16 protein-coding genes are annotated in these 16,455 nt (G+C 60.4%); 2 read left to right on the top strand and 14 right to left on the bottom strand.

Features of this window, described 5'->3' with window-relative positions; translation table 11 throughout:
- Window positions 1-52: 52 nt before the first annotated feature.
- Window positions 53-805: an esterase gene (gene yjfP, locus QMZ29_RS21870; RefSeq protein WP_261425383.1), complete on the bottom strand. Its 753-nt coding sequence runs from the start codon at window positions 803-805 to the stop codon at window positions 53-55.
- Window positions 806-932: 127 nt separating this feature from the next.
- On the opposite strand from yjfP, the gene bsmA reads away from it, so the two are divergent.
- Window positions 933-1,241, top strand: a complete 309-nt coding sequence (gene bsmA, locus QMZ29_RS21865) for a biofilm peroxide resistance protein BsmA (protein ID WP_164068210.1) — start codon at window positions 933-935, stop codon at window positions 1,239-1,241.
- A 123-nt stretch (window positions 1,242-1,364) separates the two neighbouring features.
- Entirely contained in the window at window positions 1,365-1,640 is a 276-nt protein-coding gene (locus QMZ29_RS21860) for a YdgH/BhsA/McbA family protein (protein ID WP_025305027.1), read from the top strand.
- On the opposite strand, the gene QMZ29_RS21855 is transcribed toward QMZ29_RS21860, so the two are convergent.
- From QMZ29_RS21855 to mutL, 13 genes are all read right to left on the bottom strand, one after another.
- A complete protein-coding gene (locus QMZ29_RS21855; protein WP_015376394.1) occupies window positions 1,637-2,035 on the bottom strand; it encodes a DUF350 domain-containing protein in 399 nt (132 codons plus the stop codon). The two genes, QMZ29_RS21860 and QMZ29_RS21855, sit on opposite strands and share 4 nt — an antisense overlap.
- Window positions 2,036-2,101: 66 nt before the next feature.
- Window positions 2,102-3,730, bottom strand: coding sequence for an isovaleryl-CoA dehydrogenase (locus QMZ29_RS21850; protein WP_261425387.1), 1,629 nt, complete (start codon window positions 3,728-3,730; stop codon window positions 2,102-2,104).
- A 116-nt stretch (window positions 3,731-3,846) separates the two neighbouring features.
- The gene (gene rlmB, locus QMZ29_RS21845; protein ID WP_025305025.1) at window positions 3,847-4,578 is read right to left on the bottom strand and encodes a 23S rRNA (guanosine(2251)-2'-O)-methyltransferase RlmB; all 732 of its coding nucleotides are present in this window, start codon (window positions 4,576-4,578) and stop codon (window positions 3,847-3,849) included.
- A gap of 61 nt (window positions 4,579-4,639) precedes the next feature.
- Window positions 4,640-7,114: a ribonuclease R gene (rnr, locus tag QMZ29_RS21840; RefSeq protein ID WP_282981122.1), complete on the bottom strand. Its 2,475-nt coding sequence runs from the start codon at window positions 7,112-7,114 to the stop codon at window positions 4,640-4,642.
- Between the two features lie 59 nt (window positions 7,115-7,173).
- A complete protein-coding gene (gene nsrR / locus QMZ29_RS21835; protein ID WP_025305023.1) occupies window positions 7,174-7,599 on the bottom strand; it encodes a nitric oxide-sensing transcriptional repressor NsrR in 426 nt (141 codons plus the stop codon).
- 233 nt (window positions 7,600-7,832) lie between these two features.
- Window positions 7,833-9,131: an adenylosuccinate synthase gene (locus tag QMZ29_RS21830; protein ID WP_025305022.1), complete on the bottom strand. Its 1,299-nt coding sequence runs from the start codon at window positions 9,129-9,131 to the stop codon at window positions 7,833-7,835.
- A gap of 98 nt (window positions 9,132-9,229) precedes the next feature.
- A complete protein-coding gene (locus tag QMZ29_RS21825) occupies window positions 9,230-9,430 on the bottom strand; it encodes a DUF2065 domain-containing protein (protein WP_004933666.1) in 201 nt (66 codons plus the stop codon).
- Between the two features lie 63 nt (window positions 9,431-9,493).
- A complete protein-coding gene (gene hflC / locus QMZ29_RS21820; protein ID WP_004933669.1) occupies window positions 9,494-10,498 on the bottom strand; it encodes a protease modulator HflC in 1,005 nt (334 codons plus the stop codon).
- A 3-nt stretch (window positions 10,499-10,501) separates the two neighbouring features.
- Window positions 10,502-11,752 (bottom strand): FtsH protease activity modulator HflK, encoded by a 1,251-nt coding sequence (gene hflK / locus QMZ29_RS21815; protein WP_025305021.1) that lies wholly within the window; start codon window positions 11,750-11,752, stop codon window positions 10,502-10,504.
- Window positions 11,753-11,820: 68 nt separating this feature from the next.
- Window positions 11,821-13,101, bottom strand: coding sequence for a ribosome rescue GTPase HflX (hflX, locus tag QMZ29_RS21810; protein WP_004933675.1), 1,281 nt, complete (start codon window positions 13,099-13,101; stop codon window positions 11,821-11,823).
- 98 nt (window positions 13,102-13,199) lie between these two features.
- Window positions 13,200-13,508 carry an RNA chaperone Hfq gene (gene hfq / locus QMZ29_RS21805; protein WP_004933678.1) on the bottom strand — a complete coding sequence of 103 codons (309 nt, stop codon included), beginning with the start codon at window positions 13,506-13,508 and terminating at the stop codon, window positions 13,200-13,202.
- A 114-nt stretch (window positions 13,509-13,622) separates the two neighbouring features.
- On the bottom strand, window positions 13,623-14,564 hold the full coding sequence (gene miaA, locus QMZ29_RS21800; RefSeq protein ID WP_261425391.1) for a tRNA (adenosine(37)-N6)-dimethylallyltransferase MiaA: 942 nt from the start codon (window positions 14,562-14,564) through the stop codon (window positions 13,623-13,625).
- Window positions 14,557-16,440 carry a DNA mismatch repair endonuclease MutL gene (mutL, locus tag QMZ29_RS21795; protein ID WP_261425392.1) on the bottom strand — a complete coding sequence of 628 codons (1,884 nt, stop codon included), beginning with the start codon at window positions 16,438-16,440 and terminating at the stop codon, window positions 14,557-14,559. The genes miaA and mutL overlap by 8 nt, the downstream gene beginning before the upstream one ends.
- Window positions 16,441-16,455: the final 15 nt, after the last annotated feature.

Genomic DNA, 16,455 nt, shown 5'->3' with positions numbered 1-16,455 from the left:
GAAACAGCCCGCAGAGAGCGGCGCAATTCCACGCATCGCGCCCGGATGCGTATTACAGCTCGCGGAGGAAGAAATCGGTGGTAGCGGACAGCGCCAGCGGCGTGATGCGGTGCTTCACGCCCGGCTCGACGAACGACGTCAAGCGGCCATCTGCGCCTTGCTGCCGCAGTTCAGCCGCCAAACGCAGGCTGTCCGCCGCCGGCACCACGTCGTCCGTCTCGCCGTGCCACAGCAGCAGCGGCCGCCCGGCGATCGTCTCCAAACGCCCTTCCAGCTCATACTCCGCCAACACAGCGGTGCGCGCCGCAAACGCCGCCGGCGAGAGCGCCTCGCCCTCTTCACCCAACGGCGGATACAGCGTTTGCGCCAGCGAACGGTAATAGCCGGACCCCATCAGGCTGGCCGCCGCCCGGATCCACGGGAAGCGCGCGAAGGCGCCCAGCGCGGTCATGCCGCCCATAGAGGCGCCGGCGACGCCGATACGCCCGTCGGCAATCAGGCCGAGCCGCTCGAAATGCGCCTTGATCTGCGGCAGTTCGTCGATATTGCTGCGCAGGATCGCCCAAAACGAGGCCAGACGCCGTGCCTCATCGCCGTCGAACCGCTCGCCGTGCCGATCGGCATCCGGCAATACCACCCGAAAACCAACGCGCGCCAGCGCATAGGCGAAGTAGGCGTACACCTCTTTCGACGAGGTATAGCCATGGCAGAAGAACACCGTCGGCAAGGGCCGGTGATAGTGCCCGGCGGGAACGGCATGGATCACCGCAATATCGCCCACCCGCTCGTCATGAATTTCGATCATCCGTTCATCCTCAACCCACCTGTTGGCATTCATCATGACAAACTTGCGCCAGCCAGCGTTAGCTCAATCTGTTCCAGCTTATATTGCGTTACACTGAAGCCATCGTACCGGCACTTTCGAGGTCACCATGACGCTAGTCCGCACACTCATCGCCCTGACGCTGGCCGCACAGCTTTCCGCCTGCGGCATCATGACCACCACGCCGAAACCGCCGCCGCCGCCCACCGCACAGGCGCAGGAGATCGTCCGCGCGCAGACCGCCGAGCTGGTGAAAATCGGTACCATCACCGCCGTGGTGCGCGGCAGTCCGATGGACGTGGAAGCGGAGATCCAACGCAAGGCCACCGCCGCCGGCGCCCGTTATTACGTGATCATCATGAACAGCGAAACCGTCGTGCCGGGCCAATGGTATTCCCAGGCGATCCTGTATCGTTAAGGCGGGGATTTTTTAAGCAGATTTACACTGGCTTTGCACTGGCTGAAGAAGGGTGTTGCACACTGAGGGACAGCATGCCGCATGTTGCGGGTGTCGATTCAGGATCTGACGAAGGGGAACGCCATGAAACGCTCCACCGCACTCACCTCCCTCTTGCTTTCCATGGGATTGCTCAGCACCGGCGCACAGTCCGCCGAGCTGGCGCCCGCCGATCGTGTGACGCCGCTCAGTGAAATCGCCGAGATCACTTTCAACGATCTGCCCGGTTCGCCGCAGGAAGCGGAACTGGCCATTGCCCGCACCGCCGACCAACACGGCGCCAGCTATTACCGCATCCTGCGGATGGAAGAACAGGCGCACCCGCTTGGCTGGCGCGCCTCCGCCATCTTATACCTTTAATAGCTCATGCAAGCCGCATTCAACACGCCGCCGCTGACGGAGACGCCCCCCAGGAAAATCCCGGCGGCCAGGTGATTCGCTTCTATCTTGTCGCTGATGCGCGGCATGTAGATCTTCACGGCGGCGAACAGCAGCAGTTGCACCACCAGCGCCACCACGCCCCACAGCAGGTAATCCAGCAGGCTGATCGAGTTGATCGCCGCGCTGGCCAACGGGATCACATACCCCAGGCAGGCGCCGATGAAAGCAAAGGCGGCGGATTGATTATCGGCCTTGATCAGCGCCCATTCATCGTGCGGGGTGATACGGGTATAGACGAACAGAAACACCAAAATCATGGCGAAGCCGCTGAAGAAGTAAGAGGCAAACGCCGCCAACGCGCTGAGAATATCCATGTGCATTTTCCTGTCAGAGTGAGGCTGAATTAAAAAGGTTTTCGCCGCCGGGCGCCACCCTTTTCCCTAACCGCCGATGGCGCGACTCAGCAGCAGTTCGCACACCTCGGCCGACAGCAGGCTCTCGCCACGGTGATCCAGCGTCAGATGACACCAGGCGTCGGCGATCTGCGGGCTGGCGTGCTGCAGCAGCTGCGCGGCGCAGCACAGGTCGAACAGCTGCTGGGTCAGCAGCCGCCCCATCTCTTCACGCGGTTGCCGGGCACGCTGCTGCCACTGCCGCCAGGCGCGCTCGAACAACCGATTCTGGCCGCGCACCGGCTGCAGCTCGAACTGCAACATCTCGAGCGCGCCCGGCAGTTTGTGCAGGCTGCGCAACACGTCCAGACACATGATGTTGCCAGAGCCCTCCCAGATGCTGTTCACCGGCATTTCACGGTACAGGCGCGGCAGTTCACTCTCCTCGCAGTAACCGATGCCGCCCAGCACCTCCATCGCCTCGGCGATGAACGGCATGCCCTGGCGGCAAATGCTGTATTTGGCCGCCGGCGTCAGCAGACGGCTGTAGATCAGTTCGCCTTCATTGCTGCGGCTTTCCCAGGCACGAGCCAGCCGGAACAGCAACGCGGTATGCCCTTCCAGCCGCAGCGCCATGCGCGCCAAGACCTGGCGCATCAGCGGTTGTTCTATCAACAGCTTGCCGAACGCCTGCCGCTGCAGAGCATGATACAGCGCCACCGACAGCCCGCGGCGCATCAGGCCGTGGCTGCCCAGCGAACAGTCGAAACGAGTCAGGCCGCCCATCTTCAGGATATGCCGCACGCCGTCGCCCTCATCGCCCAGCAGCCAGGCCGTGGCGTCCTGAAACTCCACCTCGCTGCTGGCGTTGGAGCGGTTGCCCAGCTTGTCTTTCAACCGCTCAAGGCGAATGGCGTTGCGGCTGCCGTCCGGCAAAATGCGCGGCAGGAAGAAGCAGGACAGCCCGCCTTCGGCCTGCGCCAGCACCAGGTGCGCATCGCTCTGCGGCACCGAGAAGAACCACTTGTGCCCCACCAGCCGGTAGGCTTCGCCCGGCCCGCGCGCGCCGAGCGGCGTGGCGGTGGTGGTATTGCTCAAGACATCGGAGCCGCCCTGTTTCTCCGTCATGCCCATGCCGATCAGCAGGCCGCGCTTTTGCCCGCCCGGCAGCAGGTGAGCGTCATAACGGTCCGACAGCAGCGGCGTCAGCCAGGAGCGAAACTCGGCCGGTAACGCCTGCAGCAACAGCGGCGTGGCGCCGAAGGTCATGGTCACCGGGCACAGCGTGCCGGCCTCGACCTGCGCATGCAGCATAAAGCGCGCGGCGCGCGCCACGAAGGAACCGATGCGCGCATCCTCCTGCCAGGGCAGGTTGTGCACCCGATTGGCGATCAGGCCCTGCATCAGAATATGCCAGGCGGGGTGAAAGCGAACGTCGTCCAGCCGCTGGCCAGTGGCGTCGTAGCGCAACAGTTCCGGCGGGTTGGCGTTAGCCAGCCGCCCCAGCTCCAGCGACTCCTGGGTACCGAGCTGCTGGCCCAGCGAGGCCAATACCTCGGCGTCCCAACCGCCTTGTTCACGCTGCAACGCTTCGCGCAGCGGCGTATCGGAGAGAAACAGGTTGCTGTTGCCCAGCGGCTTGGGTTGGTTAAAAACGGTGTGCGTAGTCCAGACCATGAGAGTGCTCCCTGAAAAAAGCGTCAGGGATAAGTATGGTCGGCGCAGAGATTTCTGCCGCAGGCGGGATCACAAGAGGGGGAATTAACGGGGGCACGGGGCCCCCGTCAGAAGAATCAGCCGCGCTGACGCACCGCTTCGAACAGGCAGATGCCGGTGGCGACCGACACGTTCAGCGAAGAGACGGTGCCGGCCATCGGGATGCTGATCAGCTCGTCGCAGTGTTCGCGAGTCAGGCGACGCATGCCTTCGCCTTCCGCGCCCATCACCAGCGCCATCGGGCCGGTCATTTTGCTCTGATACAGCGTATGGTCGGCTTCGCCGGCGGTGCCCACCACCCAGACATTCATCTCTTGCAGCAGACGCAGCGTACGTGCCAGGTTGGTCACGCGGATCAACGGCACGTTTTCGGCGGCACCACAGGCCACTTTCTTGGCGGTGGCGTTCAGCTGGGCGGAACGGTCGCGCGGCACGATCACCGCGTGCACGCCGGCTGCGTCGGCGCTGCGCAGGCAGGCACCGAGATTGTGCGGGTCGGTCACGCCGTCCAGCACCAGCAGGAACGGGGTCGCCACGCTTTCCAGCAGGCCCGGCAGATCGTTCTCCTGATACTGACGCCCTTCGCGCACCCGGGCGATGATCCCCTGGTGCACCGCGCCTTCAACCTTGTCATCCAGCCATTGGCGGTTCGCCACCTGGATCACGATGCCGGTCGCTTCCAGCTCGGCGATCAGCGGTTGCAGACGGCGATCTTCGCGGCCTTTCAGGATAAACACTTCCAGGAAGCGTTGCGGATCGCGCTCTAACAGGGCTTTGACGGCGTGGATGCCGTAAATAATTTCGCTCATGATGCTCTTTTAAATTCGTGCGGCCGGCGATAACCGGCCGATGATAACGATGTGCGGCAGGTTAAGCCTGCTCGGCACCTTTCTTCTTGGCTGTGCGTTTGGCTTTGGTCGCCGCCGCGATTTTCCGCGTTTTGTCGGACGCTTTCTTGGCTTTCTTTTTCGCCTTCTTCACGTTGTCCGCGGGCTTGGCGTCATCCTGCTTACGGAAGGCGCTGTCCGGCTCGAAGTTGGCCGGCGGTTTGCCGCCGCGGCGTTTGCCGCGCCCCGCATTGCCACTGTCGCGCAGCGTGCGTTGGCCGCCCTTCTTGGCGCGATCGCGCTCGGTTTTGCCTTCACCGCGTGCTTTGCGGGTGCTGGACACCAGCGCGAAGTCGATCTTGCGCTCGTCCATATGCACCGCATCCACGCGGATCTCCACCGTATCCCCCAGGCGATAGACCGTGCCGGAAGACTCGCCGATCAGGCGCTGGCCGATATTATCGTAGCGATAGTAATCATTATCCAGCGTTGATACGTGCACCAGCCCGTCGATGAACAGATCGTTCAGGCGCACGAAGAAGCCGAAGCCGGTCACGCTGGAGATGATGCCGCTGAACACTTCACCGACGTGATCCTGCATGAAGTCGCACTTCAGCCAGTCGGCGACGTTGCGCGTCGCTTCATCCGCACGGCGCTCGGTCATCGAACAGTGCTCGCCCAGCTGCAGCATCTCTTCGAATTCGCTGTGCCAGCCGCCGGTCGGCGTCCAGCGCTCTTTCGGCTCGCCGTGTTCTTTGGCCAGCTGGTATTTGATCGCGCGGTGCAGCGCCAGATCCGGATAACGACGGATAGGCGAGGTGAAGTGGCCGTAAGACGCCAGCGCCAGACCGAAGTGGCCGCGGTTTTCCGGATCGTAAATCGCCTGCTTCATCGAACGCAGCAACATGGTTTGCAGCATTTCGTGGTCAGGGCGCTCGGACACTTCATCCATCAGCACCGCATAGTCCTTCGGCTGCGGCTTGTTGCCGCCGCCCAGCGTCAGCCCCAGCTCGCTCAGCACGCTGCGCAGCGCGGAGATGTGGTCATCGCTCGGACGATCGTGCACGCGGTACAGCGCCGGCTCGTTGCGTTTCTCGACAAAGCGCGCGGCCGCCACGTTGGCCATGATCATGCACTCTTCGATCAGCTTGTGGGCGTCGTTGCGCACCGTCGGCTCCACGCGCTCGATGCGGCGTTCGGCGTTGAAGATGAACTTGGCTTCTTCGGTTTCAAACGCGATGCCGCCGCGCTCGGCGCGCGCCTTATCCAGCACCTTATACATCGCGTGCAGCTCTTCCAGGTGCTTGACCAGCGGGTGGTAATGCTCGCGCAGCTCCTGATCGCCCTGCAGAATGTGCCACACCTTGTTATAGGTCAGGCGGGCGTGCGAGCTCATCACCGCCTCGTAGAATTTGGCCGTGGACAGGCGCCCCTGGGCAGAGATGGTCATCTCGCATACCATGCACAGGCGATCGACCTGTGGGTTCAGGGAGCACAGTCCGTTGGACAGCACTTCCGGCAGCATCGGGATCACCTGCGACGGGAAGTAGACCGAGTTGCCACGGCTGCGCGCTTCGTCATCCAGCGCGGTGCGTGGACGCACATAGTAGCTGACGTCGGCTATCGCGACCCACAGGCGCCAGCCGCCGCCGCGTTTTTTCTCGCAGTACACGGCGTCGTCGAAGTCGCGCGCGTCTTCACCGTCGATGGTGACCAACGGCAGTTTGCGCAGATCGACGCGGCCCTTCTTGGCCGCTTCCGGCACCTGCTCGCTGAGATCGGCCACCTGCTTTTCCACCTGCGGCGGCCAGGTATGCGGGATCTCATGGGTGCGCAGCGCGATGTCCACCGCCATGCTGGTGCCCATTTTGTCGCCGAGGATCTCGACGATCTTGCCGACCGCCTTAGTACGGCGGGTCGGGCGCTGAGTCAGCTCCACCACCACCATAAAGCCCATGCGCGCGCCGCTGACGCTGTCGGCTGGGATCAGAATATCGAAGCTCAGACGGCTGTCGTCCGGCACCACGAAGCCGGTACCGGCGTCCATGAAGAAGCGGCCGACAATCTGGCTGGTTTTCGGCACCAGCACGCGCACGATGCGCGCTTCGCGGCGCCCTTTACGGTCCGCACCCAGCGCCTGCGCCAGCACCACATCACCGTGGATCGCCATTTTCATCTGTTCGGCAGACAGGTACAGATCGTCTTTGCTGCCTTCAACGCGCAGGAAGCCGTAGCCGTCGCGGTGGCCGATCACCGTGCCGCGCAGCAGATCCAAACGCTCCGGCAGCGCATAGCACTGGCGGCGGGTAAACACTAACTGGCCATCGCGCTCCATGGCGCGCAGGCGGCGACGCAGCGCTTCCAGCTGCTCTTCACCGCTGAGGCCCAATTCGTTGCCCAGTTCTTCGCGACTGGCCGGCGTTTCTCGTTTCGCCAAATGGGCCAGGATATATTCACGGCTGGGGATAGGGGATTCGTATTTTTCTGCTTCTCGTTCCAGGAATGGATCTTGTGACATTGCGGTTCCTCCGTTGTCATCAGCAGGATGACGTTGAGCCTTGTCTTCTCAACGTCGTTTTATTCGACAAGCAATAGCTTGTAGAGCGGCGGATTGTCTTCGACCATGTCGGCCAACGTATGCTTATCCAGCTCTTCAAGGAAATTCTGTACGCCCTGTTGGAGCACCTGCTTCAATCGGCAGGCAGGGGTGATGTGGCAAAAATCACTGCTGCAGTTAACCAGCGCAAGCGGCTCCAGCGCCCGCACGACGTCACCGAGGCGAATGCTCTCGGCCGGTTTACCCAAACGAATGCCGCCATGCTTGCCGCGCACCGCCGTGACAAAACCGACCCGGCTCAACTGATTGATGATCTTCACCATATGGTTGCGGGACACGCCATAAACCTCAGTCACTTCCGAGATGTTGGTCATCTTGTCCTGCGGCAACGAGGCCATGTAGATCAACGCCCGCAGGCCATAATCAGTAAAACTTGTTAACTGCACATCTTACCTCTGGGTATCACTTTACCCGTCTGATACGCCGCTTTTCGGCGCTATTCAAAAGATTACTCATTGGATAATAAACCAGCCGGAGAGTTCGTCGCTAATTATTTAGCGGATCCCGCGCCCTAAGGCGAGTTTATGAAAGGATTTTTTGACGTGAAACCGCAATCGGAGGGAGTCAGGATAAAAACAAACCGGGACGCGCCCGGTTTGTTTAATGCCGCAAAGCCTGATTATGCGTCGAACGGGTCGCGCAGGATCATGGTTTCGCTGCGGTCCGGGCCAGTAGAGATGATGTCTACCGGTACGCCGGTCACTTCTTCGATGCGCTTGATGTAGTTCAGCGCAGCCTGAGGCAACTTGCTGTGCTCTTTCACGCCAAAGGTCGTTTCGCTCCAGCCCGGCATGATTTCGTAGATAGGCTCGATGCCTTCCCAACCTTCAGCCGCCAGCGGAGTGGTGTCCACTTCGCGGCCGTCCGGCATGCGGTAGCCCACGCAGATCTTCACTTCTTTCAGGCCGTCCAGGACGTCCAGTTTGGTCAGGCAGAAGCCGGACAGGGAGTTGATCTGCACGGCACGACGCACCGCTACCGCGTCCAACCAGCCGGTACGACGACGACGGCCGGTAGTGGCGCCGAACTCGTTACCCTGCTTGCACAGGTACTCGCCGGTTTCATCGAACAGTTCGGTTGGGAACGGGCCTGCACCCACGCGAGTGGAGTAGGCTTTCACGATGCCCAGCACGTAGTCCACATAACGTGGGCCGATGCCGGAACCGGTAGCCACGCCGCCGGCAGTGGTGTTGGAAGAGGTCACGTACGGATAAGTACCGTGGTCGATATCCAGCAGGGTGCCCTGAGCGCCTTCGAACATGATCAGGTCGCCACGCTTGCGTGCGCCGTCCAGCAGTTCGGAAACGTCAACCACCATGGCGGTCAGGATGTCGGCGATAGACAGTACGTAGTCCAGCGTCGCCTGATAATCGACGGCTTCAACTTTGTAGTAGTTGACCAGCTGGAAGTTGTGGTAATCGACGATCTCTTTCAGCTTAACGGCGAAGGTTTCTTTATTGAACAGGTCGCTGACGCGCAGGCCGCGACGAGCCACTTTATCTTCGTAAGCCGGGCCAATGCCGCGACCGGTGGTGCCGATCGCTTTCGCGCCGCGCGCTTTCTCACGCGCGTTGTCCAACGCAACGTGGTAAGGCAGGATCAGCGGGCAAGCTTCAGAGAGTAACAGACGTTCGCGTACCGGGATGCCACGCGCTTCGAGTTCACCCATTTCTTTCATCAACGCGTCCGGCGCCAGAACAACACCGTTGCCGATGATGCTGGTGACGTTTTCACGCAGAATACCTGAAGGAATTAAATGAAGGACGGTTTTTTCACCGTTGATTACCAGAGTGTGGCCAGCGTTATGGCCACCTTGGTAGCGCACAACATATTGAGCCCGTTCAGTCAGCAGGTCTACAACCTTGCCTTTACCTTCGTCACCCCATTGGGTGCCCAGTACGACGACGTTCTTACCCATTTTTCAAAATCACCGATTGCTTAAAAATGGATTCTACCACCGTAATTTTCGATTTTCAGCACTTTTAGCATACGATTGCATAAATTTTGGGCTAGACTTTAAAGACCCGTGCGGCCGCTCAACATGTAGTAGATCACGCAGCCCGCAACCACTATTCCACCACCAAATCGCCGCAGCGTCGCGTCCGGCAGCTGCGACATCGCCACAATCATTTTGCGCCAGGCCTGCGGAAACAGCATCGGCCCTAACCCTTCCAGCACCAGGACCAGCCCGAGCGCCAGCCAAATCGTTGAGTTCATGCATCCCCCAAAAACGAGAAAGGGCCCGCGTAAACGGGCCCTCGGTCAGATTGCCTGCCGCGCTTATTTGCGCAGGGTATCAGGCGACTTCATGTAGCGGAAGAAATCGCTGTCCGGGCTCAGTACCAGCACGTCCTGGTTGTCCTTGAAGCTGGCCTCATAGGCACGCAGGCTGCGGATAAAGGCATAGAAGTCCGGATCCTGGCTGAACGCGTTGGCGAACAGTTTAGCCGCTTCGGCATCGCCTTCACCGCGGGTGATACGCGCCTGACGCTCGGCTTCCGCCAAGGTACGGGTCACTTCGTAGTCCGCGCTGGCGCGCAGTTTCTCAGCTTCTTCCTGGCCCTGCGAGCGCAGACGACGGGCTACCGCTTCACGCTCGGCGCGCATACGCTGGTAGATGGCGTCGGACACTTCGGCCGGCAGGTTGATCTGCTTGATACGCACGTCGATCACCTCGATGCCCAACGCCGCCATGCTGTTCGGGTTAACCTGCGGCTGTTTGCCGGTGGTTTCCCGTTCAACGCGCGCCGCCGCAGAGGCGATAGCGTCATCGGCTTCGGTGGTCGCCACTTCTTCGCCGTCACCCACGGTGCCGGTGTTCAGCGCGTCACGCACGTCAGACATCAGCTTGCCGCGCGAGTCGGTCACGATGTCTTTCACGTCCAGGCGGCCGATTTCGGAACGCAGACGGTCGCTGAACTTGCGTTTCAGCAGCACTTCGGCCTGGGAGACGTCGCCGCCGCCGGTCGCCAGATAGTAGCGGCTGAAGTCGCTGATGCGCCACTTCAGATAGGAATCGACGATCAGGTCTTTCTTCTCGCTGGTCACGAAGCGATCGGCCTGGTTGTCCATGGTCTGAATACGCGCATCCAGGTTCTTCACGGTCTCAATGAACGGGATCTTGAGGTGCAGACCCGGCGCATACACCAGCGGCTTGTTTTCGCCGTCGCGCAGAACCTTGCCGAAGCGCAGCACGATGCCGCGCTGGCCTTCCTGCACCACGAACAGCGAAGCGTACAGCACCACCAGCACCGCGAGGACAATAACTACAAAAGACTTACGCATTGATTACTCTCTCCCTACGCGAGTGGTGTCGTCACGCTGCGCATTCGCCCGGCGCTGATCCATAATCGAACCGCCGCTGGTACGCGGAGCGCTGCTGTTGGCAGCCGGCGCAGGATTCGGATTGAGGCGAATCAGGCTGGTATCCTTGTTGCCGCTCTCCGTTGCCGCGCCTTGACCGCGCAGCATCTGATCCAGCGGCAGCACCATCAGGTTGTTGCCTTTGTCGCTCACCAACACCTTACGGGTATGGCCCAGCACTTTTTCCATGGTTTCGATATACAGACGCTCGCGAGTAATCTGCGGTGCGGACTTGTATTCCGGCAACAGCTTGGCAAAGCGCGCCACCTCACCCTGAGCTTCCAGGACGGTACGGTCTTTATAAGCCTTGGAGTCTTCCAGCAGACGCTGCGCCTGGCCGTTCGCACGCGGCTGAACTTCGTTGGCGTAAGCTTCCGCTTCACGGATGTATTGCTGCTCGTTCTCACGCGCAGCGATCGCATCGTCGAACGACGCCTTCACCTCTTCCGGTGGACGCGCCGCCTGGAAGTTGACGTCCAGCAACGTGATACCCATGTTGTAAGGACGAATAGTCTCTTCCAACATGCGCTGCGTATCGTTACGCACCACGGTACGGCCTTCGGTCAGGATGCGGTCCATCGAGTATTTGCCGATCACGCCGCGCAGGGCGCTGTCGGTCGCCTGGCTCAGGCTGTCGTCGGCATTGACGACGCTGAACAGGTACGCTTCCGGGTTGGTCACGCGGTACTGCACGTTCATTTCCACGCGCACCACGTTTTCATCGGAGGTCAGCATCACGCCGGACGCCGCCAGCTCGCGCACGGACTCCACGTTCACCGGACGCACGTCATCGATGAAGGTCGGCTTCCAGTTCAGGCCCGGCTGCACCAGGTGGCTGAACTTACCGAAACGCGTCACAACGCCGCGTTCGGCTTCCTTGATGGTGTAGAAGCCGCTGGCGGCCCAGATCACCACCACGGCAACCGCCGCGATACCGATAATGCGGCCGCTGAAGCCCGGACCAGAGGTGCCGGTACCGCCGCTATTGCTGTTGGAGCCTTTGCCCCCGCCGAAACCGCTCAATTTCTTGCTCAGTTTGCGGAAGATATCGTCCAAATCAGGTGGCCCTTGATCACGACCGCCTTTGTTGTTACCGCCAGAGTTGCCGCCATTATTATTGCTGCTCCCCCACGGGTCGCGGTCCTGTCCGTTATTACCGGGCTGATTCCACGCCATGTTTTAGCTCCATATTCTGTGATTGGGTACTTCAGGCTTTCGCGAAGCATAAATGTAACAGGATATGATCATACGATAAAGTCAATCAGGTCCTGTTCTTGCTTGCAGAGACGACGCCATTCGACGATCGGCATTCGCACCACCACGCCAATGCTGCCGTCCTCTTCGTTCCACTCTTTTTCAATCGCCTGAAGCTGGTAAAAACGGCTGCGAAGACGGCCTGCCCGTGGCGGTAAGCGCAATTCGTAATGCGCGATCTCCCCCGATAAGCGCTCCGTCAACGCCTGATACAGCAACGGAATACCCTCTCCGCTGGCGGCGGACAGCCACACCCGGATCGGCAGGTTTTCGTCGTTGCGGTCGATACGCGGCACAAAATCGTCCAGCATATCTATTTTGTTCATCACTAACAGTGTAGGAATTTCATCCGAGTCTATCTCCGCCAGCACGGTGTTCACCGCTTCGATGTTCTCATCGACGCGCGGATCTGCGGCATCGATGACGTGCAGTAGCAAAGACGCCTGGCGCGTTTCCTGCAGCGTCGCCTTGAAGGCGGCCACCAGATCGTGCGGCAGGTGCCGGATAAAGCCTACGGTATCCGCCAACACGGTATCCCCCACGTCCGGCACGTCAATGCGCCGCAACGTAGGATCCAGGGTGGCAAATAGCTGGTCCGCCGCATACACCTCGGCAGACGTTATTCGGTTAAACAGGGTGGATTTGCCGGCGTTGGTGTAGCCCACCAGCGATACGGTCGGCACATCGGCACGGGTCCGCGCGCGTCGGCCTTGTTCACGCTGCTTTTCTACCCGCTCGAGGCGGCGCAGAATCAAGCTGATGCGATCGCGCAACAGGCGACGGTCGGTCTCAAGCTGGGTTTCCCCCGGCCCGCGCAGGCCAATCCCCCCTTTTTGCCGCTCCAGGTGCGTCCAACCGCGTACCAGACGCGTGGCGATGTGACGCAACTGCGCCAGCTCCACCTGCAGCTTACCTTCATGGGTGCGGGCACGCTGGGCGAAGATGTCTAAAATCAGCCCGGTGCGATCGATCACCCGGCATTCGCACAGGCGCTCGAGGTTTCTTTCCTGCGCCGGGGAAAGGGAATGATCAAACAGGACAACAGACGCGCCGCTGGCTTTCACCGCATCTGCAATTTCTTCGGCCTTTCCTTCGCCGACAAAGTACTTCGGATGCGGGGCTTTGCGGCTACCAGTCACCACTTGCAAAGCTTCGACACCGGCTGAGGAAACCAACGATTCGAACTCGTTGAGGTCTTCCGTATCTTTGTCTTGCGAGAAATAGATATGAACCAGTACGGCCTGCTCACCGGCTTCATAACGGTCAAACAAGCGTGCAACCTCTCAAACGGACACTCACCGTGAGTTTGGGGGACATAAACAGCCCGCGGCTGCTTATGCTCCCCGTCATGGTTGACTTGCAACGCGCTTTATTCAGCGTCATCGCTTTCCTGCTGCGGCTGTTGCTGCGCAGACGGATTGTTGCCATGGTGATAGTTGCTTGAACCGCCGCTCGGGTTGTTGCTGTGATGCGAAACCGGGCGTGACGGGACGACGGTAGAGATAGCGTGCTTGTACACCATCTGGCTAACCGTGTTCTTCAACAGGATGACAAACTGGTCAAAAGACTCAATCTGGCCTTGCAGCTTAATACCATTCACCAAATAAATAGAAACCGGAACACGTTCACGACGCAATGCGTTCAGGAACGGATCTTGCAAAGATTGCCCCTTAGCCATTCTATCTTTTCCTTATTTGCTTGTTGTTTGTAACTAAGAACCTGTCGGCTCTAAAATAAACGACGTAAAAAATTTGCGCGCTGAATACTCAGCAATTGTACACAATCACCCAACCTATGCACTAACAACCTGTGTCACCGAGTCCAAAGCCTCTCCCGGCTTTTCACTGTCCAACCAATGGACCGACTCCCAACCCCGTAACCAGGTCATCTGACGTTTAGCCAACTGACGTGTTGCGCAAATACCACGATAAACCATCTCATCGTAACTAATTTCACCAGACAAGTATGACCACATCTGGCGGTAACCGACACAGCGAATGGAGGGCAAGTCCGTATGCAAATCACCCCGTGCGAAAAGTGCACGCGCTTCCGTCTCAAAACCCGCCGCCAACATTTGATGGTACCGCAGCTCGATGCGTTGATGGATCAACTCACGGCTGGTCGGCGCTATCGCAAATTGGTGAACTTGATACGGTAACGATTCACCCGAAATTTGAGTCAGTTCCGTTAAAGTTTTACCCGAAATAAAAAAAACTTCCAGTGCTCTGGACAGTCTCTGCGGATCATTCGGATGAATTCTCACTGCCGCGACCGGATCGATCGCCTGCAACTGACGGTGCAGCGCCTCCCAGCCCTGCACCGCCGCTTGGCGTTCGATGCGCTCGCGCACCGCGGGATCGGCGGAGGGCAGCGGCGACAATCCTTCCAGCAACGCCTTGAAATACAACATGGTGCCGCCGACCAGCAGCGGAATGCGCCCGGCGGCGGTGATATCGGCCATCTCCTTCAGCGCGTCGGCGCGGAACTCCGCGGCCGAGTAAGCTTCGGCGGGATCGCGAATATCGATCAGCCGATGCGGCGCCTGCGCCAATTCTTCGGCGCTCGGCTTGGCGGTGCCGATATCCATGCCGCGGTAAATCAGCGCGGAATCGACGCTGATCAGTTCCACCGGCAGGCGTTCGCGCAGCGCGATCGCCAGCGCGGTCTTGCCTGAGGCGGTCGGCCCCATGATGAAAATAGCCGGGGGACGTGGTGTCATTTCAGTGTTAGTCATGCTTGAGGGCCGCCAGTGCGGCCTGTAAATCAACGGGTTGTAAAAGTCCGCTCGGTGGCGATTTGACCAGCTGCGGGCAAAGTCGTTCAACGTCGGTCAGCAATTGTATCGCTTGCGAGGTGTTCCACTGTTCATGTTCGCTGCCAAGACGGCGAGCGAGCCAGGTGGCCAGCACCGCGGGCGACATCTCCTGATGTTCGGCCAGATAGCCTAACAGTTCGGGTATCAGTTTTTGTAAATTTTGTTGGCGTAATGGTAAAGGCACTGCGCGCAGCGTCACACGGCCGTGATCCGTCTGCAGATCCAGCCCCATCATCGTCAGCAGCGCCTGATGCCGTGCAATGGCCGCCGCTTCGTTCTTATCCAACGTCAGCTTGATCGGTATCAGCAGCGGTTGCGGCCGCAGCCCTTCCGTCGGCGGATTGAGCTGCGCCTGGCGCAGCCAGCGTTCGGCCACCGTCAGATTGAGCAACGCCGGCTGCTGGCGCTGTTCAATCAGCGCGTAGCACGGCGGATGGATCATCAGCACCCGGCCAAAGCTGTGTTGTCCGCTCGCCAACGGCGTTTCCACGGCGGCTTTCGCCGGCGGGAACAGCGGCGGCTTGCTCGAAACTTCCGGCGCCGCATCGGCCGGTGGCTCGGTGGCGGGCTTCATCAGTTTGCCGTACAGCTCGCCTTCGCGTTTCTGGTAACCGCCCGCCGTTTGCCAACCGGGCTGCGGCGCGCGCTCGCGGACGGCGCCGGCCGATGACGGCGTTTCGCGACGCGGCGCCGGCTGAGAAAAATGGTTGCCGCCGGCGGCGACGCGGTTTTCCTGCTGCCAGACCGGCGCGGGCGCTTCGTCGGGCGTTTCCGCCAGCGGCAGCGACGGTGTCTGACTGGCCTGTTGCAGCACGGTGGTCACCGCCTGGTAGATAAAATCGTGTACCAGCCGCGCCTGATGGAAACGCACCTCGTGTTTGGCGGGATGAACGTTGACGTCCACCTGGTGCGGGTCGACTTCCAGATACAGCACGTAAGCGGGCTGCTGATCGTCTTTTAGCTGATCCTGATAGGCCTGACGAATCGCGTGATTGATCAAGCGATCGCGCATCATGCGGCAATTGACGTAGCAGTATTGCATCTCACCCAGCTGGCGCGCCCCCGCCGGATCCGCCACCCAGCCGCGGATGCTCAGATCGCCGTGTTGCCAGTCGATGTTCAGCGCATGCTGTAAAAACGCCGGGCCGCAGATGCTGCCCAAACGGCGTTCGTGCTGGCTCTCTTCTTTCGCCGCCCGGTATTGGCGGATCAGTTTGCCGTTGTGGCTGAGGTTGATCGCCACATCGAAACGCGCCAGCGCGATGCGCCGCACCACTTCATCGATATGGCCGAATTCGGTTTTCTCGGTACGCATGAACTTGCGGCGCGCCGGCGTGTTGTAAAACAGATCCAGCACTTCCAGCGTGCTGCCGACCGGGTGCGCGGCGGGTTTGACCGTCACCGCCTGCTCGCGCCCTTCGGCATAGGCTTGCCACGCCTCGCTTTGTTCGGCGGTGCGCGACGTCAGGGTCAAACGGGAAACCGAGCTGATACTGGCCAGCGCTTCGCCGCGAAAACCGAGGCTGACGATCGCTTCCAGGTCATCGAGCGTGCTGATTTTACTGGTAGCGTGCCGCGCCAGCGCCAGCGCCAAATCGTCCTTGCCGATGCCGCAGCCGTTATCGCGAATGCGGATCAGCTTGGCACCGCCGCGTTCGATATCGATATCGATGCGCGTCGCACCGGCGTCCAGACTGTTTTCCACCAGCTCTTTGACGACCGACGCGGGGCGTTCAACCACCTCTCCGGCGGCGATCTGGTTGGCGAGCTGTGGCGGTAACACCTGGATAGGCATGCTGACTCCTGTAGC

It is taken from the genome of Serratia sp. PF-27 (assembly GCF_030053255.1).
Lineage (GTDB): Bacteria > Pseudomonadota > Gammaproteobacteria > Enterobacterales > Enterobacteriaceae > Serratia > Serratia bockelmannii.
This window is presented reverse-complemented; position numbering and strand designations above follow the sequence as displayed.